This window comes from Streptomyces sp. NPDC046712 (genome assembly GCF_040645695.1).
Lineage (GTDB): Bacteria > Actinomycetota > Actinomycetes > Streptomycetales > Streptomycetaceae > Streptomyces.
On record NZ_JBEYYW010000038.1, the window covers coordinates 1 to 24,817 of the forward strand.

General features: G+C 71.5%; 29 protein-coding genes. 16 read left to right on the top strand and 13 right to left on the bottom strand.

Features of this window, described 5'->3' with window-relative positions; translation table 11 throughout:
• The first annotated feature begins 153 nt into the window (after positions 1–153).
• A complete protein-coding gene (locus ABZ939_RS33530) occupies positions 154–504 on the top strand; it encodes a hypothetical protein (protein ID WP_361863800.1) in 351 nt (116 codons plus the stop codon).
• Positions 505–572: 68 nt separating this feature from the next.
• Here the strand turns inward: ABZ939_RS33530 and ABZ939_RS33535 are convergent, their stop codons facing one another.
• Positions 573–1,223: an NAD(P)-binding domain-containing protein gene (locus ABZ939_RS33535; RefSeq protein ID WP_361863802.1), complete on the bottom strand. Its 651-nt coding sequence runs from the start codon at positions 1,221–1,223 to the stop codon at positions 573–575.
• A 145-nt stretch (positions 1,224–1,368) separates the two neighbouring features.
• On the opposite strand from ABZ939_RS33535, the gene ABZ939_RS33540 reads away from it, so the two are divergent.
• A complete protein-coding gene (locus ABZ939_RS33540) occupies positions 1,369–1,881 on the top strand; it encodes a GNAT family N-acetyltransferase (RefSeq protein WP_361863803.1) in 513 nt (170 codons plus the stop codon).
• Here the strand turns inward: ABZ939_RS33540 and ABZ939_RS33545 are convergent.
• The 5 genes from ABZ939_RS33545 to ABZ939_RS33565 form a co-directional block, all read right to left on the bottom strand.
• Positions 1,874–2,452, bottom strand: coding sequence for a YdeI/OmpD-associated family protein (locus tag ABZ939_RS33545; RefSeq protein ID WP_361863805.1), 579 nt, complete (start codon positions 2,450–2,452; stop codon positions 1,874–1,876). The genes ABZ939_RS33540 and ABZ939_RS33545 overlap by 8 nt on opposite strands.
• A gap of 132 nt (positions 2,453–2,584) precedes the next feature.
• Positions 2,585–3,877, bottom strand: a complete 1,293-nt coding sequence (locus ABZ939_RS33550; RefSeq protein ID WP_361863807.1) for a bifunctional GNAT family N-acetyltransferase/ATP-binding protein — start codon at positions 3,875–3,877, stop codon at positions 2,585–2,587.
• A gap of 190 nt (positions 3,878–4,067) precedes the next feature.
• Entirely contained in the window at positions 4,068–4,424 is a 357-nt protein-coding gene (locus ABZ939_RS33555) for a DUF805 domain-containing protein (protein ID WP_361863809.1), read from the bottom strand.
• A gap of 214 nt (positions 4,425–4,638) precedes the next feature.
• On the bottom strand, positions 4,639–5,022 hold the full coding sequence (locus tag ABZ939_RS33560; protein ID WP_361863811.1) for an SPW repeat protein: 384 nt from the start codon (positions 5,020–5,022) through the stop codon (positions 4,639–4,641).
• A gap of 285 nt (positions 5,023–5,307) precedes the next feature.
• Positions 5,308–5,757, bottom strand: coding sequence for a VOC family protein (locus tag ABZ939_RS33565; RefSeq protein WP_361863812.1), 450 nt, complete (start codon positions 5,755–5,757; stop codon positions 5,308–5,310).
• Between the two features lie 133 nt (positions 5,758–5,890).
• Between ABZ939_RS33565 and ABZ939_RS33570 the strand changes: the two genes are divergently transcribed.
• From ABZ939_RS33570 to ABZ939_RS33585, 4 genes are all read left to right on the top strand, one after another.
• Entirely contained in the window at positions 5,891–6,262 is a 372-nt protein-coding gene (locus ABZ939_RS33570; RefSeq protein ID WP_361863814.1) for a cupin domain-containing protein, read from the top strand.
• A gap of 110 nt (positions 6,263–6,372) precedes the next feature.
• A complete protein-coding gene (locus ABZ939_RS33575; RefSeq protein WP_361863816.1) occupies positions 6,373–6,888 on the top strand; it encodes a DinB family protein in 516 nt (171 codons plus the stop codon).
• A 69-nt stretch (positions 6,889–6,957) separates the two neighbouring features.
• Positions 6,958–7,488: a GNAT family N-acetyltransferase gene (locus ABZ939_RS33580; RefSeq protein WP_361863818.1), complete on the top strand. Its 531-nt coding sequence runs from the start codon at positions 6,958–6,960 to the stop codon at positions 7,486–7,488.
• Complete coding sequence (locus ABZ939_RS33585) at positions 7,485–7,871, top strand: nuclear transport factor 2 family protein (protein WP_361863820.1); 387 nt, start codon at positions 7,485–7,487, stop codon at positions 7,869–7,871. The genes ABZ939_RS33580 and ABZ939_RS33585 overlap by 4 nt, the downstream gene beginning before the upstream one ends.
• 70 nt (positions 7,872–7,941) lie before the next feature.
• Here ABZ939_RS33585 and ABZ939_RS33590 read toward each other — a convergent pair whose 3' ends face one another.
• Positions 7,942–8,301 (bottom strand): hypothetical protein, encoded by a 360-nt coding sequence (locus tag ABZ939_RS33590; protein WP_361863821.1) that lies wholly within the window; start codon positions 8,299–8,301, stop codon positions 7,942–7,944.
• Positions 8,302–8,478: 177 nt separating this feature from the next.
• Between ABZ939_RS33590 and ABZ939_RS33595 the strand changes: the two genes are divergently transcribed.
• Positions 8,479–9,936: a carboxylesterase family protein gene (locus tag ABZ939_RS33595; protein ID WP_361863823.1), complete on the top strand. Its 1,458-nt coding sequence runs from the start codon at positions 8,479–8,481 to the stop codon at positions 9,934–9,936.
• A 62-nt stretch (positions 9,937–9,998) separates the two neighbouring features.
• Here ABZ939_RS33595 and ABZ939_RS33600 read toward each other — a convergent pair whose 3' ends face one another.
• A complete protein-coding gene (locus ABZ939_RS33600; protein ID WP_361863825.1) occupies positions 9,999–10,562 on the bottom strand; it encodes a type 1 glutamine amidotransferase domain-containing protein in 564 nt (187 codons plus the stop codon).
• Positions 10,563–10,626: 64 nt separating this feature from the next.
• On the bottom strand, positions 10,627–11,391 hold the full coding sequence (locus ABZ939_RS33605) for a metallophosphoesterase (protein WP_361863827.1): 765 nt from the start codon (positions 11,389–11,391) through the stop codon (positions 10,627–10,629).
• Positions 11,392–11,616: 225 nt separating this feature from the next.
• Between ABZ939_RS33605 and ABZ939_RS33610 the strand changes: the two genes are divergently transcribed.
• Positions 11,617–12,309: an RraA family protein gene (locus ABZ939_RS33610; protein ID WP_361863829.1), complete on the top strand. Its 693-nt coding sequence runs from the start codon at positions 11,617–11,619 to the stop codon at positions 12,307–12,309.
• Positions 12,310–12,324: 15 nt separating this feature from the next.
• Here ABZ939_RS33610 and ABZ939_RS33615 read toward each other — a convergent pair whose 3' ends face one another.
• Complete coding sequence (locus ABZ939_RS33615) at positions 12,325–12,765, bottom strand: OsmC family protein (RefSeq protein WP_361863831.1); 441 nt, start codon at positions 12,763–12,765, stop codon at positions 12,325–12,327.
• A gap of 313 nt (positions 12,766–13,078) precedes the next feature.
• Here ABZ939_RS33615 and ABZ939_RS33620 point away from each other — a divergent pair, with 313 nt between their 5' ends.
• From ABZ939_RS33620 to ABZ939_RS33630, 3 genes are all read left to right on the top strand, one after another.
• Complete coding sequence (locus ABZ939_RS33620; RefSeq protein ID WP_361863832.1) at positions 13,079–13,369, top strand: hypothetical protein; 291 nt, start codon at positions 13,079–13,081, stop codon at positions 13,367–13,369.
• 103 nt (positions 13,370–13,472) lie between these two features.
• Complete coding sequence (locus ABZ939_RS33625) at positions 13,473–14,462, top strand: glutamate ABC transporter substrate-binding protein (RefSeq protein ID WP_361863834.1); 990 nt, start codon at positions 13,473–13,475, stop codon at positions 14,460–14,462.
• A 172-nt stretch (positions 14,463–14,634) separates the two neighbouring features.
• Positions 14,635–15,693 (top strand): hypothetical protein, encoded by a 1,059-nt coding sequence (locus ABZ939_RS33630; RefSeq protein ID WP_361863836.1) that lies wholly within the window; start codon positions 14,635–14,637, stop codon positions 15,691–15,693.
• Between the two features lie 191 nt (positions 15,694–15,884).
• Here the strand turns inward: ABZ939_RS33630 and ABZ939_RS33635 are convergent, their stop codons facing one another.
• Positions 15,885–16,580 carry an NAD(P)-binding domain-containing protein gene (locus tag ABZ939_RS33635; protein WP_361863917.1) on the bottom strand — a complete coding sequence of 232 codons (696 nt, stop codon included), beginning with the start codon at positions 16,578–16,580 and terminating at the stop codon, positions 15,885–15,887.
• Between the two features lie 163 nt (positions 16,581–16,743).
• On the opposite strand from ABZ939_RS33635, the gene ABZ939_RS33640 reads away from it, so the two are divergent.
• From ABZ939_RS33640 to ABZ939_RS33650, 3 genes are all read left to right on the top strand, one after another.
• A complete protein-coding gene (locus ABZ939_RS33640; RefSeq protein WP_361863838.1) occupies positions 16,744–19,101 on the top strand; it encodes a molybdopterin cofactor-binding domain-containing protein in 2,358 nt (785 codons plus the stop codon).
• A 14-nt stretch (positions 19,102–19,115) separates the two neighbouring features.
• Positions 19,116–19,595: a (2Fe-2S)-binding protein gene (locus tag ABZ939_RS33645; RefSeq protein WP_361863840.1), complete on the top strand. Its 480-nt coding sequence runs from the start codon at positions 19,116–19,118 to the stop codon at positions 19,593–19,595.
• Between the two features lie 78 nt (positions 19,596–19,673).
• The gene (locus ABZ939_RS33650; protein WP_361863919.1) at positions 19,674–20,174 is read left to right on the top strand and encodes a MarR family transcriptional regulator; all 501 of its coding nucleotides are present in this window, start codon (positions 19,674–19,676) and stop codon (positions 20,172–20,174) included.
• A 16-nt stretch (positions 20,175–20,190) separates the two neighbouring features.
• Here the strand turns inward: ABZ939_RS33650 and ABZ939_RS33655 are convergent, their stop codons facing one another.
• A complete protein-coding gene (locus ABZ939_RS33655; protein ID WP_361863841.1) occupies positions 20,191–21,561 on the bottom strand; it encodes an AMP-binding protein in 1,371 nt (456 codons plus the stop codon).
• 247 nt (positions 21,562–21,808) lie between these two features.
• Here ABZ939_RS33655 and ABZ939_RS33660 point away from each other — a divergent pair, with 247 nt between their 5' ends.
• Positions 21,809–23,086 (top strand): YncE family protein, encoded by a 1,278-nt coding sequence (locus ABZ939_RS33660; protein ID WP_361863843.1) that lies wholly within the window; start codon positions 21,809–21,811, stop codon positions 23,084–23,086.
• A gap of 7 nt (positions 23,087–23,093) precedes the next feature.
• Here ABZ939_RS33660 and ABZ939_RS33665 read toward each other — a convergent pair whose 3' ends face one another.
• Complete coding sequence (locus ABZ939_RS33665) at positions 23,094–23,480, bottom strand: MerR family transcriptional regulator (protein WP_361863845.1); 387 nt, start codon at positions 23,478–23,480, stop codon at positions 23,094–23,096.
• 63 nt (positions 23,481–23,543) lie between these two features.
• Here ABZ939_RS33665 and ABZ939_RS33670 point away from each other — a divergent pair, with 63 nt between their 5' ends.
• Positions 23,544–24,773, top strand: a complete 1,230-nt coding sequence (locus ABZ939_RS33670) for an MFS transporter (protein ID WP_361863847.1) — start codon at positions 23,544–23,546, stop codon at positions 24,771–24,773.
• Positions 24,774–24,817 lie beyond the last annotated feature (44 nt).

A 24,817-nucleotide genomic window follows, 5' to 3' on the forward strand; every position in this document is an offset into this window, starting at 1 on the left:
GTGGCAGCGTCCAGGATCTGCTGTTCGCGGTGATGCCGCGGGACTCCTTTGGTACCGGCCTTCGAGCGGGGGGTTGCCATACGCCGATATTATCACCCCGACCCCCACCCCGCCATCCTCGCCGCCGCGCAGGCCGGACGGCACGGGGAGGCCGTGGCCGTCGCCGTCGCCTGGGAGCAGGAGGCGCTGCGACGGTACGGGCCGCGATCGCAGCAGGCCGTGCACTGGATGGAGGTGCGGGCCGATCTCGCGCGGCTCGCCGGGCAGCCCGCCCGCAGCTGCGAGTTGTGGATCACGGCGGCCCAGGCACGGCTCGGTCTGAGCCAGGAGCCCGGAGAACCCGACGTCGAAGGCGCCGTCGACCGGGCGCACCACCAGTGGGAGCAGATCGAGGACCTCGCCCGCGCCCGCGAGCTGGGGCCCGCCCTCGTCGCGCTGCGGCAGCGCGTCCCGGGCCGCAAGGCCGGCGCCCTGGCCGCCGTACAGCGCCGTCTGCGCTCCTGACGGACCGACAGGCGACCGATGCTCAGGGCGGGTCGGCGCCCCGAGCATCAGTCCATCCGGTGCGTCGGCTAGGACGCCGTCGGCGGCACCACCCGGATGCCGAATTCGTACGAGCCGATCGCCCCGGCGATCCCGATGAAGAGCAGTGCGTAGTGCTCCTGGCCGCGCGCCGTCTCGATGCCCCCGAGGTCGAGCAGCGACTCCTTCGGCCAGCCCAGATCCGCCAGCAGCCCGCTCACCGTCCGCTTGGCGTCGGCGTCGTTCCCAGAGAGGAAGATCGTGCTCGGTCCCTCCAGCGAGTCGGGAGCGATCATCAGCTTCCTGTCGATCGTGGCCAGGGTCTTGACCACGGGCGTCTCGGGGAACGCCCGCTGGATCTCCTCCCCGAGGCTGACCCCGGGGTGCGAGAGCGTCCCGTCCGGCAGGAAGCCGACGCCCACGTCCAGCAGCACCTTCCCCGCGAGGGCCGACGCGCCGATCGACTCCAGCAGGGCCACCGACACCGTCCCCGGCGTGGCGTTCACCACGACCTCCGCGTGCGCCACGGCGGCGCCCGAGCTCTCCAGCCGGACCCCGGCGTCGATTAACTCCTTCAGCTCCGTGCGGAGCTCCGTGTCATCGGGGCGCCTCGACCCGATGACGATGTCGTGACCCGCGCGGGACCAGCCCGCCGCGAGTGCCTGTCCCACATGTCCTGTTCCCAGAATTCCGATTCGCATGGGGACGACGCTAGGCGGCGTCGTCGCGGCGCCGCATCGGACCATGGTCCCGCCGTCGGGGCGCGAGGCCCTAGGACCGATGACCGAGGGGGTGGGTCGGGGCGGGGCGCCCGGAGAACCGGTCCGACCTGAGATGATCGTACGTATGCATAGTTCCTCCACCGCCCGGGCCGCCGTCGCCCTCACCACCGAGCGACTTCTGCTGCGGCCGGTCCAGGCGCGTGACGTGGAGGCCGTGACCCGGCTGTGGACCGACCCCGAGGTCCGGTTCCACCTGGGCGGGCCGGTCGTCGACCAGGTCGTACGGATCCGGCAGCGGCGGGTCGTCGGAGCGCCCGGCGTCCACGCGGTCGTCCGGGCCTCCGACGGAATACTGCTCGGCCTCGTCACCGTGGAGCCGGCGGCACGCGACGGCGAGACGGAGGTGTCGTACCAGTTCCTGCCCGAGCACTGGGGACAGGGCTATGCGCGCGAGGCCGTCGCCGCCGCCGTCGACCGGGCGCTGGAGAGCACACCGAGCGTGGTCGCGGTGACCCAGGAGGCGAACGACCGCTCGCGGCGGCTCCTGGAGGCCGTCGGGATGGTCCACGCCGCTTCCTTCGTGGAGTTCGACGCCCCCCAGGTGCTCTACCGCCGCACCGGCGGATCCCTCAGGTGACCTTCTCGCCGGCCGCCAGCTTCGCCATCATCCGCTCGAGCCGCTCGCCCCGGTTCTTCGGCGTGCGCGCCTGCCACAGCCGCAGGATCACCATGTACTGATCGGTCTTCCCGAGCTGCTCGTAGAAGGTCCGGGCGGGCTCGTCGGCCGCCAGCGCCGCCGCGAGGTCGTCGGGCACGGTCGCCTCGGCCTGCGAGGGGTACGCGTTCTCCCACCGGCCGTCCGCCTGCGCCGCCCGCACCTCCGCCAGCCCCGGCTCGCGCATCCGGCCCGCGGCAATCAGCGCGTCCACCTTGCGGACGTTCACCAGCGACCACAGGCTGCGCGCCCGGCGCGGGGTGTACTTCTGGAAGTAGTAGGCCCCGTCCCCGCCCTTGCGCTGCCCGTCGATCCAGCCGAAGCAGAGCATGCAGTCGAGCACCTCCGGAATCGTCAGCGACTCGCCCCCCTTGCCCTTCTTGGCGATCCTCAGCCAGACCCCGGGAGTGTCGGCATGGTGCGTTTCCAGCCAGGACTCCAGCTCCGTGGTCTTCGTGACGGTCATGAGCTCGAGCCCCTCGTACTGCTCCATGGGACCAGTCCCCCTCTGTTCGTCTGTCGTCGCGGAAACCGCTCGTGACCAGGATATTGACCGTGCTCGGACAGTGACCGTCATTTGCCGATCTTCGAGCGCCGCCCGGCACCGCGCGCGAGCGGCGCCCCGTCAGAACCGGGCGTGCGTGGTGATGTCCGACTCGAACTGAGTGATCATCTCCGGCGTCACCGTCGGACGGCACTGGCCGATCGCCTCCAGGTAGTCCGCCGTGCTCGCTCCCGGCATCCGCTCCTCGGCGGCCGACCGTCCGCCGACGGAGACCAGATCGCGCTCGAAGGAGTTCTGGGCGGCGATCCGGGCGGCGTGCTCGATGTCCGCGGGCGTGAACAGGTCGCTCGCAGCCACCAGTTCGTCGATGTCCACGTCCGGCCGGCCGTCGGTGTAGCGCGCCCAGATCGCGGCCCGGGCCGCCTTGTCCGGTGTACCGATCGGGATGAGGTAGTCGAAACGGCCGGGGCGCAGGAAGGCCGGGTCGAGGGAGCGGATCGAGTTCGTCGCGCAGACGAGGAGCCGCTCGTCGCGTTCCCGGAAGCCCGGTATCAGCTTGAGCAGTTCGTTGGTCACCCCGTGCATGCCGCCGGGCTGCGCCGGCTCCTGGCGGACCGGGGCGATCTCCTCGACCTCGTCGATGAAGACCAGGACCCGTTCCAGCTCGGCGATCCGGGCGAAGGCGGAACGCAGCGCCGCCGCCAGGTTGCCCTCGTCGGCCAGCCGGGAGGGCAGGATCTCCACGAACGGCCAGCCGAGCCGGGAGGCGATCCCCCGGGCGAACGTCGTCTTGCCGGTCCCCGGCGGACCGAACAGTCCCACCGCGCGCGGCGGGCGCACACCGTGCCGCGCCGCGCGCTCCGGCTCGGCGAGCGGAAGCACGACACGCCGTTCGATCAGGTCCTTCTCACGCTCCATGCCGGCGACCTTCGCCCACAGGTCGCCCGGCAGCAGTCGGCCGCCGAGGTCGTCGAGGAGGTTGGCGGCCGGCCCGTGCAGCGGCTCGACCTTCTCGAAGTAGGCGACGGCCGGCTGGCGGGTGTAGCCCGCGTTGAGAAGTCCCTCGCCGAGCAGGTCCTCCTCGGGCAGGACGTACGCGATCCGGCCGACCCGCGCCGCGACCAGGCGTCGCTCCAGTTCGACCAGAAGGGCGCTGGCCAGGCCGCGGCCGCGCCACGCCGAGGCGATCGCGATCCGCATCACCCAGGCCCGCTCCCCGGCCACGCAGGCGAGCGCCGCCCCGATGGGCACGCCCTGGTGGACGGCGACGACGGCCGGCTGGCGGGAGGTCAGGGCGCCGATGCATTCGGCCAGGGAGAAGACGGATTCCTGGCCGAGCTCGGCCGTGGTGTCGATCAGGTGGACCACTGCGGCGAGATCGCTCTCGCGGTAGTCATGGATGAGCCAGTTCACCGGTACCGCCCCTCGTTCGTTCGGTTGTCACGCCGTTCCGGCGAGGCTAGGTGTGGGGGCGGAGACGGGTCGTGCGCCATGGTGCACAAGGCGCGACCGGCAAATGCTACGAACCGTCACTGGGCGTACGGCGCCGGACATGCGCGAAGCCCCCGGAAGGGAGCCTTCCGGGGGCTTCGGGCGGTACTGCTTAGTACGCGGCGACGGCCTTCGGGTTCGGGCCGTAGGCGTTGTCCGTCGGGGCACCCTCGGTCGCGTAGAACACGATCAGGATGATCGGGCCGACGAGCGGGATGATGCCGATCAGGATCCACCAGCCGGAGCGGCCGGTGTCGTGCAGACGGCGGATGGTCACGCCGAGCGTCGGCAGGAAGACGGCCAGCGCGTAGATGGCGGTCAGCAGCGGCTGCGTGGTGAGCACCGCGTCGAGGACCGCGACGACGACGTACGCGATCAGGTTGAACAGGAAGAACATCCAGTATTCCTGGCGGCGCGCACGGCCGTTGAATACCGCGTACTTCTTGAGAACGTCGAGGTACCAGTTCACTTTGTCCCCCCAAGGACTGGGAATGCGAGCGGGAGCCTGTCCCTGTGGAGCAAGCTTACGCAGAACTTATGTGGCCGAAACGCTGTCGGTCAATTCGTTACCTGGGGAGGGGCGTTGGGGGGTGATGTGTCTGGTTTGCACAGTGGGACGGCAACGGCGCCGCGGCCTGATGCAGAGGCCACGACGCCGTTTCGGGGAGAGGATCAGAACGTCGTCACGTTCTCCTGCTCTTGCTCATGAGGAGTCCGCCCGCCGTGAGGGCGAAGAGGCAGACGCATGCGCCGGTGATGACGTTGCTGACCATCGCGCCGGTGTCCACGTCCCGGGCGACCACCCAGGGGGAGATGATCAGCCACACGCCACCCGCCAGAGCGACGAAGTTCAGGTCCTGCGACCGCTCCGGGGCCAACGACATACAGAGTCCGAGACCCGCGAGAGCGATGCCGACGATCAGGTTGTTGAGGGCGAGGTCCGGGTGGAGACCGGCGAAGTGAACCGTGTAAGCGGACACTGCGGCCCAGATGCCGGCCATGATGATGAGTTCCTCGACCGCGGCCACACCACGGGTCTGGAGCATCCGTGAGTAGCGGTCCCGCATTTCCGATGCGTCGGGGTGTCCCCTGATATCACCAGGACGGTGAGAGACGTCAGACATACGACTCGCCTCCTTCTGGCGTCATGCACGTCTGATCGCGCTTGCGGCGTGATGCCGCCGTTTCATTGTGCGCTTATCTGGCCTTTATGTGTAGGTCTGCCCGATAAGGGATCCGAACAGAAAGCAAGTGACGAATTAGCGCGGAACCACCAAAGGGGCGACCGCTCGGCGAATAGTCACTGAAAGATCACGCAGAGTCGCGCATCGATATGCGTCTCCCGATCTTGGTCAGTCCGCGCCGAACGGCGTGTAGGGACGCGTCAGGATCTCCATGTTGTGGCCGTCGGGGTCGTCGAAGTAGGCGCCCCGGCCGCCGAAGAGATCGTTGGCCCGGCCCGGCTCGGTGTGGCTCGGGTCCGCGTAGTACGTCACCCCGACGGCCTCCAGGCGCCCGATCATCGTGTCGAACTCCTCGTCCGGCACGAGAAAGGCGTAGTGCTGCGAGACGACCGGCTGCCCGGGGTTCTCGTAGAAGTCGAGGCTCACGCGGTTGGCGGTGGTCACGGGAACGAACGGGCCGACGGGTGCGCCGACCTCCAGACCGAGGATCGTGGCGATGAACTCGGCGGAGAGCCGCTGGTCGGTGGCGTGCACGATGGTGTGGTTGAACTCTGCGGTCACGAGGTCCCTCCCGGCGATGAAAAGGCTGTCTTCCGGAGACCGACGTCGGAATCTCATTCTCGGTCGCGCACGACGTCGTGTCCCACCGGATCGGAGCCCCGGGCAACGGGACGCCGGGCGAGGGCTGTTCGGCGTAGCCTGGAAGAGGACTCGGGGGCTGGCACGTCTCACCGCCTGGAGGCGGACGAACATGACCGGAATCGTGTCCCGGAGCTTCGACTCCGCAGATGAGACCCGTCCCTTCGAGGGCGGTAAGGGCAGGCTCGACGTCATCAACGCGGACCGCGGCCCGGTGGGCCGGGCCGTCTTCGAGCCGGGCTGGCAGTGGTCCAAGCACGTCAAGCCCATCGCCGGTACGGACAGCTGCCAGGCCGCCCACGTCGGCTACGTCGTCAGCGGCCGGTTGAAGGTCGTCATGGACGACGGGGAGTCGGCCGAGTTCGGAGCCGGCGACTTCATGGTCGTCCAGCCGGGCCACGACGCCTGGGTCGTCGGCGACGAGCCCTGCGTGGCTCTGGACTGGGTCGGCTTCGGCGACTACGCCGTACGCAAGGGCGGCTGACACCCTCACGCGGGCCTGACACAGCGCCGGCCGGGCGTGCCGCCTGCTAGCGGCGGCATGCCCGGGAAAATGCGGCAACCACTGCGTGTGCGCGCTGGCACGATGACCCGATGAACGACGATCGCCGCATACAGACGCCCCGTACCGCCGACGAGCGCGCCACGCTCACCGCCATGCTCCAGTTCCAGCGGGACACCCTGGAGATGAAGTGTGCCGGGCTGACCGCCGATCAGCTCAAGCGGCGCGCGATCGCCCCCTCGGGCCTCTCCCTCGTCGGCCTGGTGCGGCACGCGGCCGAGGTCGAACGCGGCTGGTTCCGTAATGTCCTCAACGGCGAGCAGAGCCGCAGCCCGTGGACCCCGCCGGGCTCGACGGAGTGGGCGGACTTCGACGTCGACGACCTCGACGAGGCCGGTGTCGAGGAGGCTTTCACGGTGTGGCGGGACGAATGCGCCCGCGCCCGCGCCGTCGTGGACGCGGCGGACTCCCTCGACGCCCGCGGACACGTCGGCGAGGAGGCGTACTCGCTGCGCTACGTCCTCGCCCACATGATCGAGGAGTACGCCCGTCACAACGGCCACGCGGACCTGCTGCGCGAGCGCATCGACGGCGTCACGGGCGAGTAGCGGGCATCGCCGGACCGGTCGAGGGAAACCCTTGATCAACAGGGCTGTTGGCCTGTTATCGTCCCCCCTATGCCCGAACTGACCAGCCCCTCCGCAGGACTTCAGTCCTCCTGGCTCGAAGCGCACGCCGAGTGGAGCCCCGGCGCCCACCAGGACGGTGCCGGGATGAGGCTGGCGGAAGGGGACGCCCTCGCCGATCCGGCGGTATTCGCCGCCTGGGTGGCGAGACTGCGGGCCCAGTCCGACCGGACCCGGCCGCTCGCGGAGGGCTGGGTGCACGCCACGCACTGGTGGATCGTCGAGGACGGCGCCTACGTGGGCGCGATCGACCTGCGCCACGACCTCAACGACTTCCTCCTGCGCGCCGGCGGGCACATCGGCTACAGCATCCGGCCCTCCGCCCGCCGCCGCGGTCTCGCCACCTGGGCGCTGGGCGCGGTCCTCCCCGAGGCACGTGCCCTCGGCCTCGAACGGGTCCTGGTGACCTGCGACGAGGACAACATCGCCTCCGCGCGCACGATCGAGCGCAACGGCGGCGCCCTGGAGGACGTCCGCGACACGGAACTCGGCCGGAAGCGGCGCTACTGGATCGCCCTGTGAGCGCGGAGGCGGATCAGGTCGCCGAGGCCGTCGCGGCGGAACTCCGGCTCATGGAGCCCTCGGTCCGCACCTCCCGTGCGTCGGCCCGGGAGCTCCTCGATCCCGAATTCGTCGAGGTCGGCGCCTCCGGCCGCCGCTGGACGTACGAGGAGATGCTCGCCGCGCTGCCGGAGCTGGACGGCGGTACGGAGGACGGCCCACGCTACGAACCCTCGGCGATGACCGGCACGGTCCTGGCCCCCGGCCTGGTCCACCTGACCTACGAGACGGTCATCGACGGCCTCCGCGCCCGCCGCAGCTCCCTCTGGCGCCGGGACGGCGACGGCGGCGGTTGGCGGATGTACTACCACCAGGCCACACCGGTCCCACCGGGGACGGAGTAGGGCGCGACCGCGCCGGACGGGTGCCGCCGCGCCCGTAGTCGCGCGGGGGTCTCCTCGGCGCCGTGCTTCGTCAGCCGTCCGCGTCGGTCACGCAGTCCGCGGCGCAGGCGGCACGTTCGTACGCGTCGCGCAGGGCCGCCGCCGCGTGATCGCGGGGCACCTCGGGGTGGCCGAAGTGTTCGGCGGCCAGGCGCATCACGTCCTCGACGGTGACGATGGCCGGCTCTCCGTGGCCGGCCGCCTCGCGCGCCGACGCGATCGCCATCCCGGCCGCACGCAGCAGGACACGCGCGTGGGCGCGGTCGGCCGCGGCCCGTGCCCGACCGGCGTGGAGCGGGCGTACCGCGCGGCCCTTGCGGACGGCGCCCGTCGCCATCAACGCCACCCCGGCGGCCATCACCAGGATCCCGACCGCCGTCGCCCCGTCCAAGCCGCCCCCCCCGCCCGCCGAGCCGTTCGTACGCGGTTCTACCCGAGTGCGGAAGGGCGACACACGTCCCCGGAGCGGAGAAGCGCCATCGGGGGTCACACATTCGAGTGACACGTGTAACCTCTGCTCTGAAGCGTCGTACGAACGGCCAGACGCCCACGTCGCCCAGGAGCGCCCATGACCCGCACCGCCGCACCCCTCGTCACCACCACCCGCGGCCCGGTCCGCGGTGAGCGTCGCGCCGACGGGAGTGTCCGTTTCCTCGGCATCCCCTACGCGCAGCCGCCAGTCGGCGACCTCCGTTTCGCCGCCCCGGTACCGCCGGAGCCGTGGACCGAGCCCCTCGACGCCACCGCGTACGGGCCCACCGCCCAACGCCGTCCCTTCGCCGAGGTCACCACCATCCCCGAGCCCTCCATCCCGGGCGCCGGAGTGCTCAACCTCAACGTCTTCACCCCCGACCCCGACCCCGAGGCGGGGCTGCTGCCTGTCCTCGTCTGGATCCACGGCGGCGGATACGTCGCCGGGTCCGCCGCCAGCCCCTGGTACGACGGCTCCGCCTTCAACCGCGACGGCATCGTCCTGGTCTCCCTGGGCTACCGGCTCGGCATCGAGGGCTTCCTGCACCTGGAGGGCGCGCCCGACAACCGCGGCGTCCGGGACTGGATCGCCGCCCTGGAATGGGTCCGCGACAACATCGCCCGCTTCGGCGGCGACCCGGCCAAGGTCACCGTCGCCGGCCAGTCCGCGGGCGGCGGCGCCGTACAGACCCTGCTCGCCGTCCCCGCCGCCCACGGACTGTTCCGCGCCGCGCTCTCCGTCTCCGGCGCCGTGATGCGCCCGGACGGACCCGAGGTCGCCCGCGCCGCCGCCCGCCTGTTCACCGCCCGTACCGGCGTACCCGCCACTGCCGCCGCGCTGCGTGACCTCGGCGACGACGAACTGCTCGACCTGCAGGACAGGCTCGGCGAGCCGGGCCCCGACCGCGAGGGGCTGTCGGCCATGCTGTCCCTGGCGCCCTTCGCGGACGGCGAACTGATCCCGGAACCGGTCCTCGACGCGCTGACGGACGGCGACGCGGGCGCCGACGTCCCGCTGATGCTGGGCTTCACGGCGCACGAGTTCAACGCCATCCCCGCCCCGGGGCCCGACGGCCCGCCCGTGCCGGTCCTCCTCGGCACCGTCGGCCTGGCGCCGGACCGGGTGGAGGCCTTCACCACCGCCTACGCGGCGGCCGGCCCCGACCGCCTGTTCGGCCAGGCGCTGACCGACGCCACCTTCCGCGCGCCGTCCCTGGCGCTGGCCGACGCCCGCGCCGCCCGCGAACGGCCCACCTGGCTCTACGAGTTCGCATGGGAGTCGCCGGTCGAGAAGATGGCCTTCCACTGCCTCGACCTGCCGTACGCCTTCGACCTCCTGGACGCCGAGGGCGTCACGGCCGCCGCCGGTGACGCGCCGCCGCAGGCGCTCGCCGACGCGATGCATCGCGCCTGGGTCTCCTTCGTACGGGACCAGGACCCGGGCGAGTCCTGGCCGCGCTACACGGCAGGGCACCGCGCCACGATGGTCTGGGACACCGAGCCGAGGGTCGAGCGGGACCCGCTGCGCCAGGTCCGTGAGATCTGGCTCGCCTGACCGGGCCCCTCGGACTCCCCGCGCCGAGTTCCCCTCGGCGCAGGGGGCCCGCCGCAGGACGGTCAGGACGGGGCGCCCCCGCCCAGGGCCTCGATGATCGCCTCCGAGAAGCTCCCGACATCGGCCGGCCTGCGTGAGGTGATCAGCCTGAACCCACCGGACGTGTCGACAACGACACCGCGGTCGATCCACGTCCCGCCCGCGTTCACCAGATCCGTCCGGATCGACGGATACGAGGTCACTTCCTTGCCCGGGACCAGCCCGCTCTCGACGAGCAGCCACGGACCGTGGCAGATCGCGGCCACGGTCTTCCCGGTCTTGGCGAACGCGGTCAGCAGCCGCTGCGCCGCCGGATCCACCCGCAGGCGATCGGCGTTGACCGTGCCGCCCGGCACGACGACCGCGTCGAACCGGTCCGCCGACACCTCGCCGTACGTCGTGTCGGGCCGTACGACATCACCGGGACGCCGGTCCGACACCAGCGTGACGACGGGCTCGGCCTTCCGCGCCGCCACGGTGACCCTGGCTCCGGCCTCACGCAGGGCCGCCACCGGCTTCTTCAGTTCGTCCTGCTCCGTGCCGTAGTTCGTCGTGAGGACGAGGACGCGTTTTCCGTCGAGGGACACGGCAGCCTCCCGCCTGTGGGCCGCGAACCGGCCACACTCCCGCGAGTCTCCGCGCACCGCGCCGCTAAACGGGAACGCTCCGGTAGTGGGTGGTGATCCTGCCCCCCTCGTCCAGCACGTGGAAGGCGAGCGACGGCGCCATCTCGTCCCGGTACACGTGACCGCTCGGCCGGTCGTCCCGCTCCCAGGGGAGCTTCGACGTCGAGATCACGCCGGGGGCGACCAGCAGCGGGCGCCCGGCGAAGGTGGTGGCGGCCGCGGTGTGCGCGTGCCCGCACAGGAACGCCACGATGCCCGGCCTGCGTCCGGCCAGCTCGGCGAGCCGCCGCTCCCCGAACTGACGGATGCCGTCGACGAAGGGGATGTGCAGCGCGGTCGGCGGGTGGTGGAACCCGACCAGGACGGGCACGTCGTCCGGAGTCCCGTCCAGTACGGACTCCAGCCAGGCGAGGGTCTCCTCCTCCAGGAACCCCTCGTCCTTGCCCGGCACCGACGAATCGCCCAGGGCGAGCACGAACCCGGCGCCGCGCAGGACCTGGTTCACCGGCGCGCCGCTCCGCGCCGCGGGCTCTCCGAGCAGCACCTCGCGAAAGACGTCGCGCCGGTCGTGGTTGCCGGGACAGACCAGCAACGGGTGCCGCGTCCGCAGCAACTCCCGTACATGGAGGTACTCCGACTCCAGTCCGTTGTCGGCGATGTCGCCGGTCACCACGACCGCGTCGAGGTCGGCGTCGAGCGATTCCAGATAGGCCATCACGGATCTGGTGCGCTCCGCGCTGCGCGGCGAGCTGTCGATGTGGATGTCGCTGAGATGCGCGATCACGATCACGGCGATGAACCCCTCCCATGCGTCCCTGCGCGAACAAGGGGACGGCCTCCGCGTCCCCGCGCGAACGTACTGCGATTCGCCGGCCGCCGCGCGGGCCACATCGACGGAAGTGGCCCGGGACCGTACGACGCCCCGGAGTTAGCATCGCGCGACGGCCGCCGACGGCCCGCGGACCGACCGTCACAGCAACGACCCGAGCAGCACGACAGAGAACGGACATCACCGATGCTGAAGGACTTCGCCGAGCTCTCCACGCCCCTGATCGCCGACGCCTGCGTCCGGCTCGGTGAACCGCTGCGCGCCGCTCCCGCCGGAATCGCCGCCGTCGTACCGGGACAGCGCCTCGCCGGGCGCGTCCTGCCCGCCCGGCACTACGGCAGCGTCGACGTCTTCCTGGAGGCCTTCGGCACCGCCGAGCCGGGCGACGTGCTCGTCGTCGACAACGCCGGCCGCCGCGACGAGGCCTGCGTCGGGGATCTGGCCGTCCTCGAGGCAGCGGCGGCGGGCGTCGCGGGTCTCGTCATCTGGGGGCTGCACCGCGACACCCCCGATCTCGTCGAGATCGGGCTGCCCGTCTTCTCCTACGGACGCCACGCACCCGGACCCGTCCGCCTGGACCCACGGGAGCCGGAAGCCCTGCGCAGCGCGCGCTGCGGCGAACACCTGGTGAGCGCCGCCGATGTCGTCTTCGGCGACGACGACGGCGTGGTGTTCGTGGCCGCCGACCGGGTCGACACCGTCCTCGAGACCGCCCGCGGCATCTTCCGCACCGAGCGCGAACAGGCGCGCAGGATCAGGGCCGGTGAGACGCTGCGCGCCCAGACGCGGTTCGCGGAGTATCTCGGCCGGCGGGAGGCCGACCCGTCGTACACCTTCCGGCAGCATCTGCGCCGGACCGGCGGCGCCATCGAGGAGTAACCGCTGCCCCGTGGATCAGCCCGCCCGGAAGCCGACCGTCCCGTCCGGCAGCACAGCCTCCACCGTCGCGCCGTGCTCGACGGTCCGGCTCACCGTGCAGAACTTCTCGTGCGTCAGCCGCACCCCGCGCGCGAAGACCTCCGCCGCCCGCGGGTTGCTCTCGGGCAGTTCGAACTCGTAACTGACCCTGATCCGGCCCAACCGGCCGTCGTCCTCGGGCCCCGAGACCGACTCGACCACGATCCGCAGATCGTCGTGGTCCACGGCGCGTGCCGTCCGGTCCACCACCATGCCGCCGCAGCCCCCCATGGCCGCGAGCAGCAGTTCCACCGGTGTGAACGAGGGCTGTGCGTCCGCGTCGTCGGCCGCTCCGATCCGCACCTCCGCGCCCCGGTCGTTGCGCGCGATCCAGGTGCGGTAGCCGGTGCGGACGGTCTCGATGCGGTAGTCGGCCATGGTGTCGTGGACTCCTCGGTGTGCGTACGGTGCGGTCGACCGCCCACGCAACCCCACGGGGTCCGGCCCGCCAAGCGGACGCGCCGGACGCACCGGAGGTCGGCAACCGGTCTGTGTTCCAGAGTGGACCATGGCGCCCCACGCCCCGGCCATCGCCCCCCAGACCGCGCGAAGTTCGGGCTCCGCCTCACTCTTGATCGCCCGGGTGCTTCCCTGAGGGCCGCCGACAACCCCCGAGCTGAGTATGTGGGTACGGCCGGACTGAGTACGTCGTCCGATACCCGGGGCCGGCCTCCGCTGGTCGAATGTGGTCATGACCTCGGACGCCCGGCTCAACCGCCGAATGCAGCACGTCACCACCACCGGCTCGGCGCTGGCGGTGGCGCTGCTCCCGCTCGTCGTCGGCATGTTGCTGGCGAGGAGTGTCGGCGCGGACCCCATGACGTCGGTGAACGCCCTGATCACCAGCGGCGGCCAGCGCGCCCGGCTGTCCCGGTGCCAGCTCCGCGCGGTGCGGTCGACGCGGGAGGGCCGGGGTGTTCCGGTCGGCCGGAAGCTCGCCCTGCCGTCGCTCCCGTCGTTGCCGGTCCTGCGGGGGCGGTGAAGTTTGCCCGAATACGCGACCAACTCTCTTATCAGGACCGTGTGTTGACGTTCTGCTGCGTAGCCTTGGGGGGAGGGGAGTCGGCTGCGCGGGGGTGGGGCTTGTGACTGCTGGATCCGGGTCGGCACGGCAGGGGAGAAGGCCGCTGGGCAGCCGCTCCGCGCTGTGGCTGCTGCTCACGGCGATGGTCCTGGCCACGGCTCCGGCCGCCGCGGTGACGGGCGGGCCGCCCGCCGCCCCACGCGCGAGCGCCCGGCCCGCCGCCGCGACGCCCGCCCGCGCCCCGTCCTGCGATCCGCGGCGTGCGAGCCCGCGGCCCTCGCGCGTGGACGGCCCGGCCGTCCGACGCATCCGCGAGCGCGGCCACCTCATCGCGGGGGTGGACCTGAACAGCTACCTCTGGGGTTCACGGGATCCGCACACCCGCGAACCGGTCGGCTTCGACATCGACCTCGTCCGGGCCATCGCCCGCGACATCCTCGGCCCGAATGCCACGGTCCGCTTCGTCGGCATGCCGCCCAGCCAGCGGATCGCCCGGCTCCAGGCACGCCAGGTCGACGTCGTCGTACGCACGATGAGCATCACCTGCGAGCGGCTGACCGATGTCGCCTTCTCCAGCGTCTACTTCGAGACCGGCCACCAACTCCTCGTCCCCGAGGGGTCCGGGATCCAGGGCTTCGACGCGAGGCTGCGCGGGCGGCGCGTCTGCCTCAGCAAAGGCAGTTCGGCCTCCGACCTGCTGCGCGGCGCCAAGACCGGGGCCGTCGCGGTGGAGACCGCCAGCCATCTGGACTGCCTCGTCGAGCTCCAGCAGGGCAACGTGGACGCCATCCTCACCCACGCCACCCTCGCCGCGGGGCTCGCCGCACAGGACCCCAACCTCCGGCTGGTCGGCCCGCGTCTGGACACCTCCCTGTACGGGGTTGCCATGAACAAGGACGACACGGACCTGGTCCGCCGGGTCAACGCGGTCCTGGAGGACTACCGCAAGGGCGGCGCCCGCAGCCCCTGGAGGGCCTCCTACGACAAGTGGCTCGCGCCGACCCTGGGCGCACACCCCCAGGGCCCGCCGGCGGCCGCGTACATCGACTGACTCCACGGAGCCCGCGCATCACCCCGCATCACCTCGCATCACCTCGCATTACCTCCGAGGTAATCGATCTTGTGGACGCGGCCGGGCAGGGTTGCTGTCACAGGCCGGGGCGCGGAAGGAGCGCCCCGCACCGCCTGTTGTCACGCTGTTCCTGCTACGAGGGTCGAGGTCGATGATGCGCGGTACGAAGATGCTGGGGCGTGCGGGGGCCGTCACGATGGCCGTGGTGTCGGGGGTGTCGGGCATGGCGCTCGGCACGGCGAACCCGGAGGCGGGGGCCGCGCCCCAGGCGGCCGTGGCCGCTCCGGCATCCGTGGAGTGCGCGGAGGTTCGGGACAAGGTCGGCACGCTGGAAGGCCGTGTCACCCCCAACGCCTGCGCGTTCATGAAGCGGCAGATCGTGTTCGGCGAGACGCCGACCGGGACGCTGCCGCAGGCGGGCGGGACCGGACACCCTAGGGTCGCCGCCTACCTCGACATCTTCGACCCCGAGGCCACCCTCTGGGAGGCCGGCGGCGCGGCGCAGCGCGGGCACACCACGATCGGCGACTCCATCGTGAAATCGCTGCGCCTCGCTCCCGATCTGCGCTACCGGGGCACGGAGGTCGTCGCGGACGGAGCCGTGGTGATGTTCGGCCAGTGGAACGAGGTGACCATCAAGGGGCACAAGGTCGCCTACCCGCAGATCGCCCGCAACGTCCTGTCCGACGACGGCAAGACGATGCAGGCCCGGCGCTACTACGACCGGTACACCGTGTTCCGCTCGGCCGCCCCCGAGCTGCGGAACCTCTTCGAGGGCATCACCGACTCCGGCCCCCTGGACGAGGGCGGCGCGGGGCGCCCCTTCCGTGCCGACGACATCACGACGCGCCTGGCGGCCTGGAACGGCGAGGACGTCGAGGCCCTCACCGGAGGCGCGGGCCACGGTGCACTGACCGCGCCCGGCCTTGCCGCCCCGCTCGAGACGCGCGACGGCAAGGCCGCCTACCTCCGCAGGCTCTTCGACCACGCGGACCTCCGGCTGCAGGCGGGTCAGGTCGCGTTCGGGCGGACGAACACCTACGTGGAATGGCACGGCGCCGTCACCAGTTCCAAGGGCGCGAAGATCCCGTTCGGGATCGTCGAGCGATTCGGCCCGGCCGGCGAGTGGGAGCTGACCTTCGACACCCTGCCCCTGATCGCCGACCAGGCGGAGATCGGCGCGATGTTCCAGCGCCTGAGCCAACCCTGAGGCCGGAGCGGAGCCCGCGAGGATGGCCGCCTGCGCGGATCGGCCTGCGCGGATCGGCCTGCACGGTTCGGCCTGCGTGGTCGGCCGCGCGGTCGGTCTGCGTGGTCGGTCTCCGCCTCGGCGGGAAAACCTGTGGGTGTTGTCCATCTCGCCGCATGGCGCGAGAACCCGGGCATGTCTGCCCGGCGGCGTCAGCTCCGGAACGACGTGGGGCGCTCGGGCGATGCCTGGGCGAGGGCCTCGGTGACGGCCGTAACTCCGCCCCGGAGGCCGTAGACGGGGGTGCCGGGCTGCTGGCGCCAGGAGTCGTCGAGGCCGCCGGCGTCGACGGTGTCGAAGCCCAGCTCGTCGATGAGGTCCCGTACGGCCTGCTTCGCGGCCTCGTCGTCGCCCGCCACCGGCAGGGCGATGCGCTCAGGGTCCCCGGCCGGGCGGGGACCGTCGAGGATGTCCTGGGCGTAGGTGCCGTTGAACGCCTTGATCACCGGGTGGCCGAGCTGCTGCTCGGTCCAGCGGCTCTCGGTCAGGCCGTCGTCCTCGATGCCCGCGATCCGGCCGTCACGCTGGGGGTAGTAGTTCCCGGTGTCGATCACGGCGAAGCCCTCCGCCGCGCCGTCGAGGAGTCCGGACGGCAGGTCCGGCACGGCCTTCAGCGGGACGGTCACCACGACGATCCGGGCGCCGCTCGCCGCCTCGGCGACGGTCACCGGCTTCGCGCCGGTCTCGTCGGCGAGCGCGGTGAGGGTCTCGGGACCGCGGGAGTTGGCAACGGCGACGTCGTGGCCGAGGGCCGTGAGGCGGCGGGTGAGGTTGCCGCCGATGTTGCCTGCGCCGATGATGCCGATCTTCATGGGACGTCCTTCCGGGCCGGTGCGGCGAACTGCCACCGTCACCAGAACTGCAGGCCGTGTACACCTATTCCCGTCCGTGAGGCCCCCCTGCCGTGAGGGCTTGGCGTGCTCCAGGTGAAGCCCGATGCGTTCCGGGACACAAGACGCGCCAAGTGCGCGATGATCCCTCCGACTTCGTGGTTCGTCGAGAGGGCAGCCGATGACAGCGCGCGACGATGCGCAGCAGCACCCCCGGGAGGACTCCGCGCCGAGCGGCGTGGACCGGCGCCGATTCCTCGGCTACGTCCTGGCGGCACCGACCCTGACCGTCGCGGCACAGCTCGGCGAGGCCGTCCTCGCACCCTTCCCGGCGGCCGCGGCCGCTCCCTCCCTGGTGCCCTCGTTGCCCGGCCCCTCCGAGATCTACGACCTCAACGACATGCTCACGCATGCCGCCCTGCCCACCGCGAACCTGATCACCATCCGGATCGAGCCCGACGGCACCGCCTCCTTCGCCCTGCCCCGGGCCGAGGTCGGCCAGGGCATCACCACCTCCTCCGCGATGCTGATCGCCGAGGAGCTCGACCTGCCCCTGGACAAGGTTCGGGTCACCCTCGCCGACGCCCGCCCGGAGCTGCTGTTCAACCAGCTCACCGGCGGCTCCAACACCACCATCTCCACCTTCACGCCCATCCGTGTCGCCGCCGCCGTCGCCCGCGGCCGGCTGCTGCGCGCCGCCGCCCTGGAACTCGGGGAGCTGGTCGGCTCGCTCACCGCCAAGGCCGGGGCGATCGTCTCCTCGACGACGGGCCGGAGCCTCACCTACGGCGAACTCGCCGTGAAGGCGGCCTCCGTCACCGACACCGCGGTCGGCGTCGCCCTCAAGCCGGCTTCCGAGTTCAAGGTCATCGGCACCGCGCAGCGGCGGATCGACGCCCTGGAGGCCGTGACGGGACGCAAGAAGTTCGCCATGGACGTCCGGGTGCCGGAAGCGCTGCCCACGATGGTCTGCCGGCCGCCGACGATCAACGGCACCGTGCTTTCGGTGGAGAACCTGGACGAGGTCCGGGCCATGCCCGGCATCACCGACGTCGTACGGATCTCCACCGGTGTCGCCGTCCGCGGCCGTACCTTCGGCCAGTGCATCGACGCCGTCCGGGCCCTCCGGGTCACCTGGGGCCCCGGCACCGCCGAGGGCGCCTCGGACGCGACCGTCCTGAAGAAGCTCCGCGCCGCCGAACTCCCGCTCGTCGTCCCACCGTTGCCCCTGCTGACCAAGGCGGTCGACGCCCGCTTCACCTTCCACTTCGCCAGCAACAGCGCCCTGGAGACCAACTGCGCGATCGCGGACGTGCGGCCGGACGCGGCCGAGATCTGGGCGAGCCTCAAGTCGCCCATCGTCGCCCAGGAGCAGATCGCCCTGCAGCTCGGTCTCCCGCCCACGGCCGTGAAGGTCCATGTCACCGAGGGCGGCGGATCGTTCGGCCGCAAGCTCTTCCACGACGCCGCTCGCGAGGCCGCCGAGATCTCCCGGGCCATGGGCAAGCCCGTGAAGCTGATGTGGCACCGGACCGACGACTTCCGCCAGGGCCGTACGCATCCCATGTCGACCTCCCGGGTCCGGGCCACGTACAGCCTCGGCGAGGTGCTCACGTACGAGCAGCGGCACACCTCCGTCGCCACGGACTTCGGTCACGGCCTCGGTGAGATCATCACGTCCGCGGCCGCCCAACTGCCCGTCGGGGACCTCACCTTCTCCGAGACGATCTTCCAGCTCACGCAGCAGAGCCCGTACCACTTCGGGGTCACCACCCAGCTGCTCAGCGAGACCGATAAGGGTTTCAACACCGGCTCCATGCGCAACATCTACTCGCCCAACGTCCGGTGTGCGCAGGAGCTGGTCGTCGACGAGCTGGCCCGGCGGATGGGCAAGGACGCCTACGCGTTCCGCCGCCAGTACCTCAAGGACGAGCGCGCGCGGGCGGTCCTCGACAAGGTCGCCGAGGTGGGTGACTGGGGGCGGGCCCTCCCCGCCGGCGTGGCCCAGGGGATCGCGGTCCACCCGGAGTACCACGCCTTCGTCGCCGTCCTCGCCGAGATCGACTGCCGGCCCGAGACCACCGGACGGAAGGTCGAGGACGCGTACACCGGCCCGCGCGTCACCAAGGTCGTCTGCGCAGTCGACGTCGGTCTCGCGGTCAACCCGAGGGGTCTCCAGGCCCAGATGATGGGCGGCATCATCGACGGCATCGCCGTCACCCTCACCTCGGGCCTCCACCTCCGCGACGGGCACTTCCAGGAGGGGAGCTGGGACAACTACTTCTACACCCGCCAGTGGAACACCCCACCCGAGCTGGAGATCGTCGTGATGCCGTCGACCTCGGACCGGCCGGGCGGTGCGGGCGAGCTGGCTGTCGCGGGCGCGATGGCCGCGGTCGCCTGTGCGTACGGCCGGGCCACCGGCACCATGCCGACGACCTTCCCCGTCAACCACGCCGAGCCGCTCGGATTCGAGCCGCTGCCCACCACCCCGCCGATCCCCGCCTCGCCGGTCGACGGCCTCGACCGCGCCTTCTAGGACCAGGAGCCACCGTGCCGCAACACACCTTCATCCTCAACGGCAAGGCGGTCACGGCCGACGTCGAGGACGACGTCCGGCTGCTGTGGGTGCTCAGGGACGTCCTGGGGGTGACCGGACCCAAATACGGCTGCGGGCTCGGCGTCTGCCAGGCGTGCACCAGCCACATCAACGGCAAGGCGTTCAACCCCTGCTCCGTCCCGGTCAAGGACATCGCCCCCACCGACGAGATCACCACCATCGAGGGCCTGCCCGCGACCGTCGGCCGGGAACTCCACCCGATGCAGGAGGCATGGCTCGACCTCGACGTGGCCCAGTGCGGCTACTGCCAGCCCGGGCAGATCATGACGGCGGTCGCCAAGGTCCGCAGGGCCCGCGAGGCAGGACGCGAGATCGACGAGGCCGACCTCGACGAAATCCGCAACATCTGCCGCTGTGGGACCTATAACCGAATCCGTGAGGCGATCGTGGCAGGAGCCCGCCGCATGCCCTGACGCCGCTCGCCGACGGGCCGTGTACGGCGGGGGCCGCTGCCGTATTCTGGCCGAATGGGCAAGTCCGTTGGTGAGCAGATGGGCGTCGTCGCCGCGCTGGTGCGATCGTCGTTCCTGGTGAACGCCGTCTACGCCGATTCCGGTCGTGAGTACGGCCTGACGCCGCAGCAGGGTCAGCTGCTGTGCGTGCTGATGCCGCAGCCCTACGGCATGAGCGAACTGGGTGGGATGCTCGGCCTCGCGAAGTCGAGCCTCACGGGCCTGGTGGACCGGACCTCCCAGCGCGGGCTCGTACGGCGTGAGCCTGACCCGGAGGACGGCCGCGCCGTGCGGGTGGCGCTCACGGAGGAGGGCGCGCGGCTGGCCGACGAGTTCTACACCGAGACGTGCCGCCGCCTCGAACTGCTGCCCGCGGGCCTCGACGCGGCGGAGCGCGACCGGCTCGCGCAGCTGCTCGGCCGGGTGGTCCTGGACAACAAGGTGCCGACGGTCTTCGTCGAACCGGGCGATGTGGCGACGCTCCCCGAGGCGAAGCGCCGCCAGGGCCTGTCCGGCGGATCAGGGTCGGACACCCGCTAGGTCGTTTTCCGCACGCTCAGGGCTTCGTCGGGACGTCCTTGAGGCGGCCGGTGACCACCAGGTCGCCGTCCGGGGTGCGGTGCGCGAGGTCGCCGGTGCGGAAGTAGCCGTCGGTGGTGAACGAGCGTGCGTTGTGGTCGGGCGCCCGGTAGTAGCCGCGCAGGGTGTACGGACCACGGGCGAGGAGTTCGCCGGGCTCCCCGTCGGGCACGTCCTTGCCGTCGATGTCGACGATGCGGATCTCATCGTCGGGCGAGAGCGGGCGGCCCTGTGTGCCGAGCACGGTCTCGTCCGGATCGGCGGGCCGGGTGAGGGTGAGCAGGCCCTCAGCCCTGCCGGAGACCTGCTGCAGGCGGCAGCCCAGTTCGGGGCCTATCCGTTCGGCGGTCGCCCGGTGAGGGGGTGCGCCGCCGATCTGCAGGAGACGCAGACTGCTCACATCGGCCCGGGCCGTGGGAAGTGCGTCGAGCCAGCGTCGGGCGACGTCGGGCTGCACCGACGTGAGGGTGACGCGCTCCCGTCCGATGACCGGCAGACAGGTATCGGGCTCCGGGTTGTCGGCGAGGACGACGGTGCCGCCGACGGAGAGGGTGCCGAGGATCCCGGGGCAGCCGAAGGTGAGGTTGGACTCGACGGGAAGCGCGGCGAGATACACGTCGTCCTCGGTGAGCGACACCAGCTCGGCCGCGGCCTGCGCCTGGTAGGCGTAGTCGTTGTGGGTGCGCGGAACGAGCCGGGGCGCTTCCTCGGCGGTGTCGCCGGAGAGCAGGAAGAACGCCACCTGACCGGCGCTCTGCGCGAGCGCCGGCGCGGGCGGGGCGTCGACGGAGCCCAGCGGGAAGTAGTGGCAGCCCGACGGGTCGGTCGTGTAGCCGCCGCCGTACGGGGACGAGGTGCCCGGCGCCTCGAGGGTGAACACCCGCCGCAGGAAGGGTCCTCCGGCCGCGATGTCCGCGGCCATCGCCGTGTGGTCGAAGCCCCGGTACGTCGAGGGACCGATGTAGCCGCGGGCCTGGGTGACCTGGACGAGGTGGGACACCTCGGCCGCGCGGTGCGTGATCGGGCACATCACGGGGACCGCGCCGGCCCGCATCAGTGCGAACACGGTGACGACGAACTCGGGAACGTTCGGCAGCTGGACGACGACGCGTTGCCCGGGCCGGAAGTTGAGCAGCCGGAATCCGGCGGCCATCCGGTCCACGCGACGGTTCAGGTTCGCGTACGTGAGGCGGGTGTCGCCGTGTACGAGCGCGGTCCGCGCTCCGTACTGCAGGGCCCAGCCGCGCAACAGGTTGTCCAGCGTGTTGCCATGCCAGTGCCCGGCCGCCCAGTAGCGGTCGACGAACTCCTCGGGCCAGGGCGTACAGCCGTCGAGCATGGGTGTCATTCGCTTCCTTCTGTGCCGTGTTGACCTTGGAAACCCAAGCCGTCGACACCTCCGTACGCAATGCGCTTTCCCGACCAAGGGCGAAGGACTCCCTCGGCGGAAAGACCAAGGAGCGCCGCTGACCATGAGAATCGGTGACCGACGCCGCCGAAGTCTTGTCGCGAGCGCGACAACTCCTTACCGTCGGGTAAGTTGCCCTGGCCGAAGGGGCAGTTGATGCCGCACGACCTCTCGGAAGGAACCCCCCATGCCTGCTCCCCGGACGCGTGGTGCGCGCCGTGTACTGCTCGGCTCCCTCGCCGCCGCCCTCGCACTCACCGTCACGGGGGGCGGCTCCGTCGCCGCCGCGCCGCCCGCCGACTCACCGCGGCCGGCCGGGCTGCGCGAGGTGATGTTCGTGGGGAACAACTGGGACGGCACCGCAGATGTCATCAAGTCCACCGGCGACCTCGCGCGCATCGGCCGCATCAACGTCATCCCCGACCGCGAGCGCCGCATGTGGGAGATCGGGCTGAACCCGGTCAAGCTGGCGTACTTTCTGGGCATCAGGCAAGGGCCGGGCGAGGGGCACGACCAGTTCGTCGACGACATGTACGCCACACCGGACGGCTCGGCGATGGTGGTCTCCCGGCCGAGCTTCGCCGACGTGGTCTCCATCGACCTCCGCTCGGGCGCGATCAACTGGCGCTTCCCCGTGTCCGGCTTCCGCTCCGACCACATGGCCGTCTCGCCCGACGGCACCCGGGTCGCCGTCTCGGCCTCCACCTCCAACAGGGTGCATGTCCTCGACATCACCACGGGCCGGGAGATCGGCTCCTTCGCCACCGGCGACAAGCCGCACGAGAACGTCTTCACGGCCGACGGCCGCTACCTCTGGAACATGGCGATCGGCGAGGTCACCACCGCCCTCGACGACCCGTTCTGGGACTGGACCAAGGGCGACCGCCGCATCACCGTCGTCGACGCCCGCACCTTCGAGCAGGTCCGGGTCGTCGACATGCGCGCCCGGCTCGACGCCTTCGGCCGCAAGGACCTCTCCGACGCCGTACGCCCCGTCGCCTTCACGCCGGACGAGTCCACGCTCTACTTCCAGGTCTCGTTCTTCAACGGCTTCCTCGAGTACGACGTCGCCGCCGACCGCATCACCCGCGTCAAGTCGCTCCCCGAGAACCCGGCGACCGACCCGGACCGCACCACGTGGGTCAACGACTCCCGCCACCACGGCATGTCCATGAGCCCCGACGGCAAGCGGCTCTGCGTGGCCGCCACGATGGACGACTACGCCACCGTCGTCGACCGCGAGACCCTGAAGGAGGGCCCGCTGGTCGAGGCGTCCAAGCCCTACTGGGCCACGGTCAGCGGCGACGGCCGCTCCTGCGTCATCTCGGAGAGCGGCACGGACCGCGTAACGGCGATCGACTTCGCCACCGGCCGCCGCGTCGCCTCGGTCGCCGTCGGCGACCACCCGCAGCGGGTCCGCCTCGCGCGCGTGCCCGCCGACTGGACCGGACCGGCCGCACGCTGAGGACGGCTCAGCCCGCGCCGACGGACCCGGTGGCCAACTTCTCGCGTACGGCGTCGAGATACTCGGCCACCGCGTCCCGGTTACGGGTCAGGAAGCGGATGCGCTCCGTCATCCGGTCGCGCTCGTTCTCGAGCGTGGCCAGCATCTCCGGTGTCGCGTCCGGGAAATGGATGACGCGGGGCTTGTCGAGGCACGGCAGGATCTGCTTGATGATCCGCGTCGGCAGCCCCGCGTCGAGCAGTCCACGGATCTGCAGGACCCGGTCCACGTTCGACTCGTCATAGGCGCGGTAGCCGTTCGGCGTGCGATCGGCGACGATGAGCCCCTGTTCCTCGTAGTAGCGCAACAGTCTGCGCGGGGTGCCGGTGCGTTCCGACAACTCTCCGATGCGCATGGGGTCCACCTCATAGATGCCGCTTGACCTTCACATCAATGTGAAGGTTTCAGCATACGGGGCATGAGCACCCACACGGCATCGAAGGCCGGTTCCTCCGCACGTCCCGAGAACCGGCGGCCCTCCGGAAAACTACCTCTGCCCGCCCTCCTCGCCCTGGCCACCGCCGTCTTCGTCACCAGCCTGACCGAGACCCTCCCTGCCGGCGTCCTGCCCGCGATGAGCGCGGACCTCGGCGTCGGGGAGGCGGCCATGGGCCAGTCCGTCACCATCTACGCCATCGGGACCGCGCTCACCGCGATCCCGCTGACCGCGGCCACCGCCGGCCGGCGGCGAAAGGGCCTGCTGCTCACCGCGGTCGCGGGCTTCGCCGTCGCCAACACGGTCACCGCCGTCTCCACCCACTACCCCCTCACCATGGCCGCCCGGTTCGCGGCCGGCGTCGCCGCCGGTCTCGCCTGGGCCCTGCTCGCCGGATACGCCCGCCGCCTGGCGCCCGTCCATCTCCAGGGCAAGGCGATCGCCGTCGTCATGACGGGTATTCCGGTCGCGCTCTCCCTGGGCGTGCCCGCCGGCACCTTCCTCGGCGCCGCGCTCGGCTGGCAGGTCACGTTCCTGGTCATGACCGCCCTGGCCGTCGTCCTCCTCGCCTGGATCGTGCTCTCCGTCCCCGACCACCCCGGACAGCCCCGGGGCGGCCGGGCGCCCATCCGGCGGACCCTCGCCGTCCCCGGCGTGGCGCCCGTCCTGTTCGTCACCCTCGTCCTCGTCCTCGCCCACACCATCCTCTACACCTATGTGGCCGCCTTCCTGGGCCACCTCGGTATGGGCGGCTCCACCGGACTCGTCCTCCTCGTCTTCGGCGGCGCCTCCCTGCTGAGCATCTGGTTCACCGGCCTGCACATCGACCGCCGGCTGCGGACCCTGACCCTCGCCGCGACCGTGCTGTTCGCGGTCGCCTCCGGCGCCCTCGCCGTGGCCGCCGACAGCACCTTCCTCGTCCACGCCGCCGCCGCCCTGTGGGGCCTCGGCTGGGGCGGAGCACCGACACTGCTGCAGACCGCCGTGGGCGACGCCGGCGGCGAGGCGGCGGAAACCGCGCAGACCCTGCTCGTCAGCCTCTGGAACGCGGCCATGGCGGGCGGAGGCGTCGTCGGCGGACTCCTCCTCGACCTCCTCGGCGCCGCCGCACTGCCCGGGAGCGTCCTCCTGCTCCTCGTCCCCGTCCTGATCGTCGTCGCGGCCGCCCGCACCCACGCATTCCCCGCCCGCCGAGGCCGCACCGCCGAGTGAGCGCCACGCCTCCCGCCGCCGCGACCCCTACCTCCGCCGCGTGA

Bases quoted from the DNA above. Each gene is read 5' to 3' on its own strand.
- ABZ939_RS33535 (WP_361863802.1), bottom strand. From the start codon at position 1,223: ATGCGAATCGGAATTCTGGGAACAGGACATGTGGGACAGGCACTCGCG.
- ABZ939_RS33540 (WP_361863803.1), top strand. From the start codon at position 1,369: ATGCATAGTTCCTCCACCGCCCGGGCCGCCGTCGCCCTCACCACCGAG.
- ABZ939_RS33545 (WP_361863805.1), bottom strand. From the start codon at position 2,452: ATGGAGCAGTACGAGGGGCTCGAGCTCATGACCGTCACGAAGACCACG.
- ABZ939_RS33560 (WP_361863811.1), bottom strand. From the start codon at position 5,022: ATGCGGGACCGCTACTCACGGATGCTCCAGACCCGTGGTGTGGCCGCG.
- ABZ939_RS33565 (WP_361863812.1), bottom strand. From the start codon at position 5,757: ATGAGATTCCGACGTCGGTCTCCGGAAGACAGCCTTTTCATCGCCGGG.
- ABZ939_RS33570 (WP_361863814.1), top strand. From the start codon at position 5,891: ATGACCGGAATCGTGTCCCGGAGCTTCGACTCCGCAGATGAGACCCGT.
- ABZ939_RS33575 (WP_361863816.1), top strand. From the start codon at position 6,373: ATGAACGACGATCGCCGCATACAGACGCCCCGTACCGCCGACGAGCGC.
- ABZ939_RS33580 (WP_361863818.1), top strand. From the start codon at position 6,958: ATGCCCGAACTGACCAGCCCCTCCGCAGGACTTCAGTCCTCCTGGCTC.
- ABZ939_RS33595 (WP_361863823.1), top strand. From the start codon at position 8,479: ATGACCCGCACCGCCGCACCCCTCGTCACCACCACCCGCGGCCCGGTC.
- ABZ939_RS33610 (WP_361863829.1), top strand. From the start codon at position 11,617: ATGCTGAAGGACTTCGCCGAGCTCTCCACGCCCCTGATCGCCGACGCC.
- ABZ939_RS33615 (WP_361863831.1), bottom strand. From the start codon at position 12,765: ATGGCCGACTACCGCATCGAGACCGTCCGCACCGGCTACCGCACCTGG.
- ABZ939_RS33620 (WP_361863832.1), top strand. From the start codon at position 13,079: ATGACCTCGGACGCCCGGCTCAACCGCCGAATGCAGCACGTCACCACC.
- ABZ939_RS33630 (WP_361863836.1), top strand. From the start codon at position 14,635: ATGATGCGCGGTACGAAGATGCTGGGGCGTGCGGGGGCCGTCACGATG.
- ABZ939_RS33640 (WP_361863838.1), top strand. From the start codon at position 16,744: ATGACAGCGCGCGACGATGCGCAGCAGCACCCCCGGGAGGACTCCGCG.
- ABZ939_RS33650 (WP_361863919.1), top strand. From the start codon at position 19,674: ATGGGCGTCGTCGCCGCGCTGGTGCGATCGTCGTTCCTGGTGAACGCC.
- ABZ939_RS33655 (WP_361863841.1), bottom strand. From the start codon at position 21,561: ATGACACCCATGCTCGACGGCTGTACGCCCTGGCCCGAGGAGTTCGTC.
- ABZ939_RS33660 (WP_361863843.1), top strand. From the start codon at position 21,809: ATGCCTGCTCCCCGGACGCGTGGTGCGCGCCGTGTACTGCTCGGCTCC.
- ABZ939_RS33665 (WP_361863845.1), bottom strand. From the start codon at position 23,480: ATGCGCATCGGAGAGTTGTCGGAACGCACCGGCACCCCGCGCAGACTG.
- ABZ939_RS33670 (WP_361863847.1), top strand. From the start codon at position 23,544: ATGAGCACCCACACGGCATCGAAGGCCGGTTCCTCCGCACGTCCCGAG.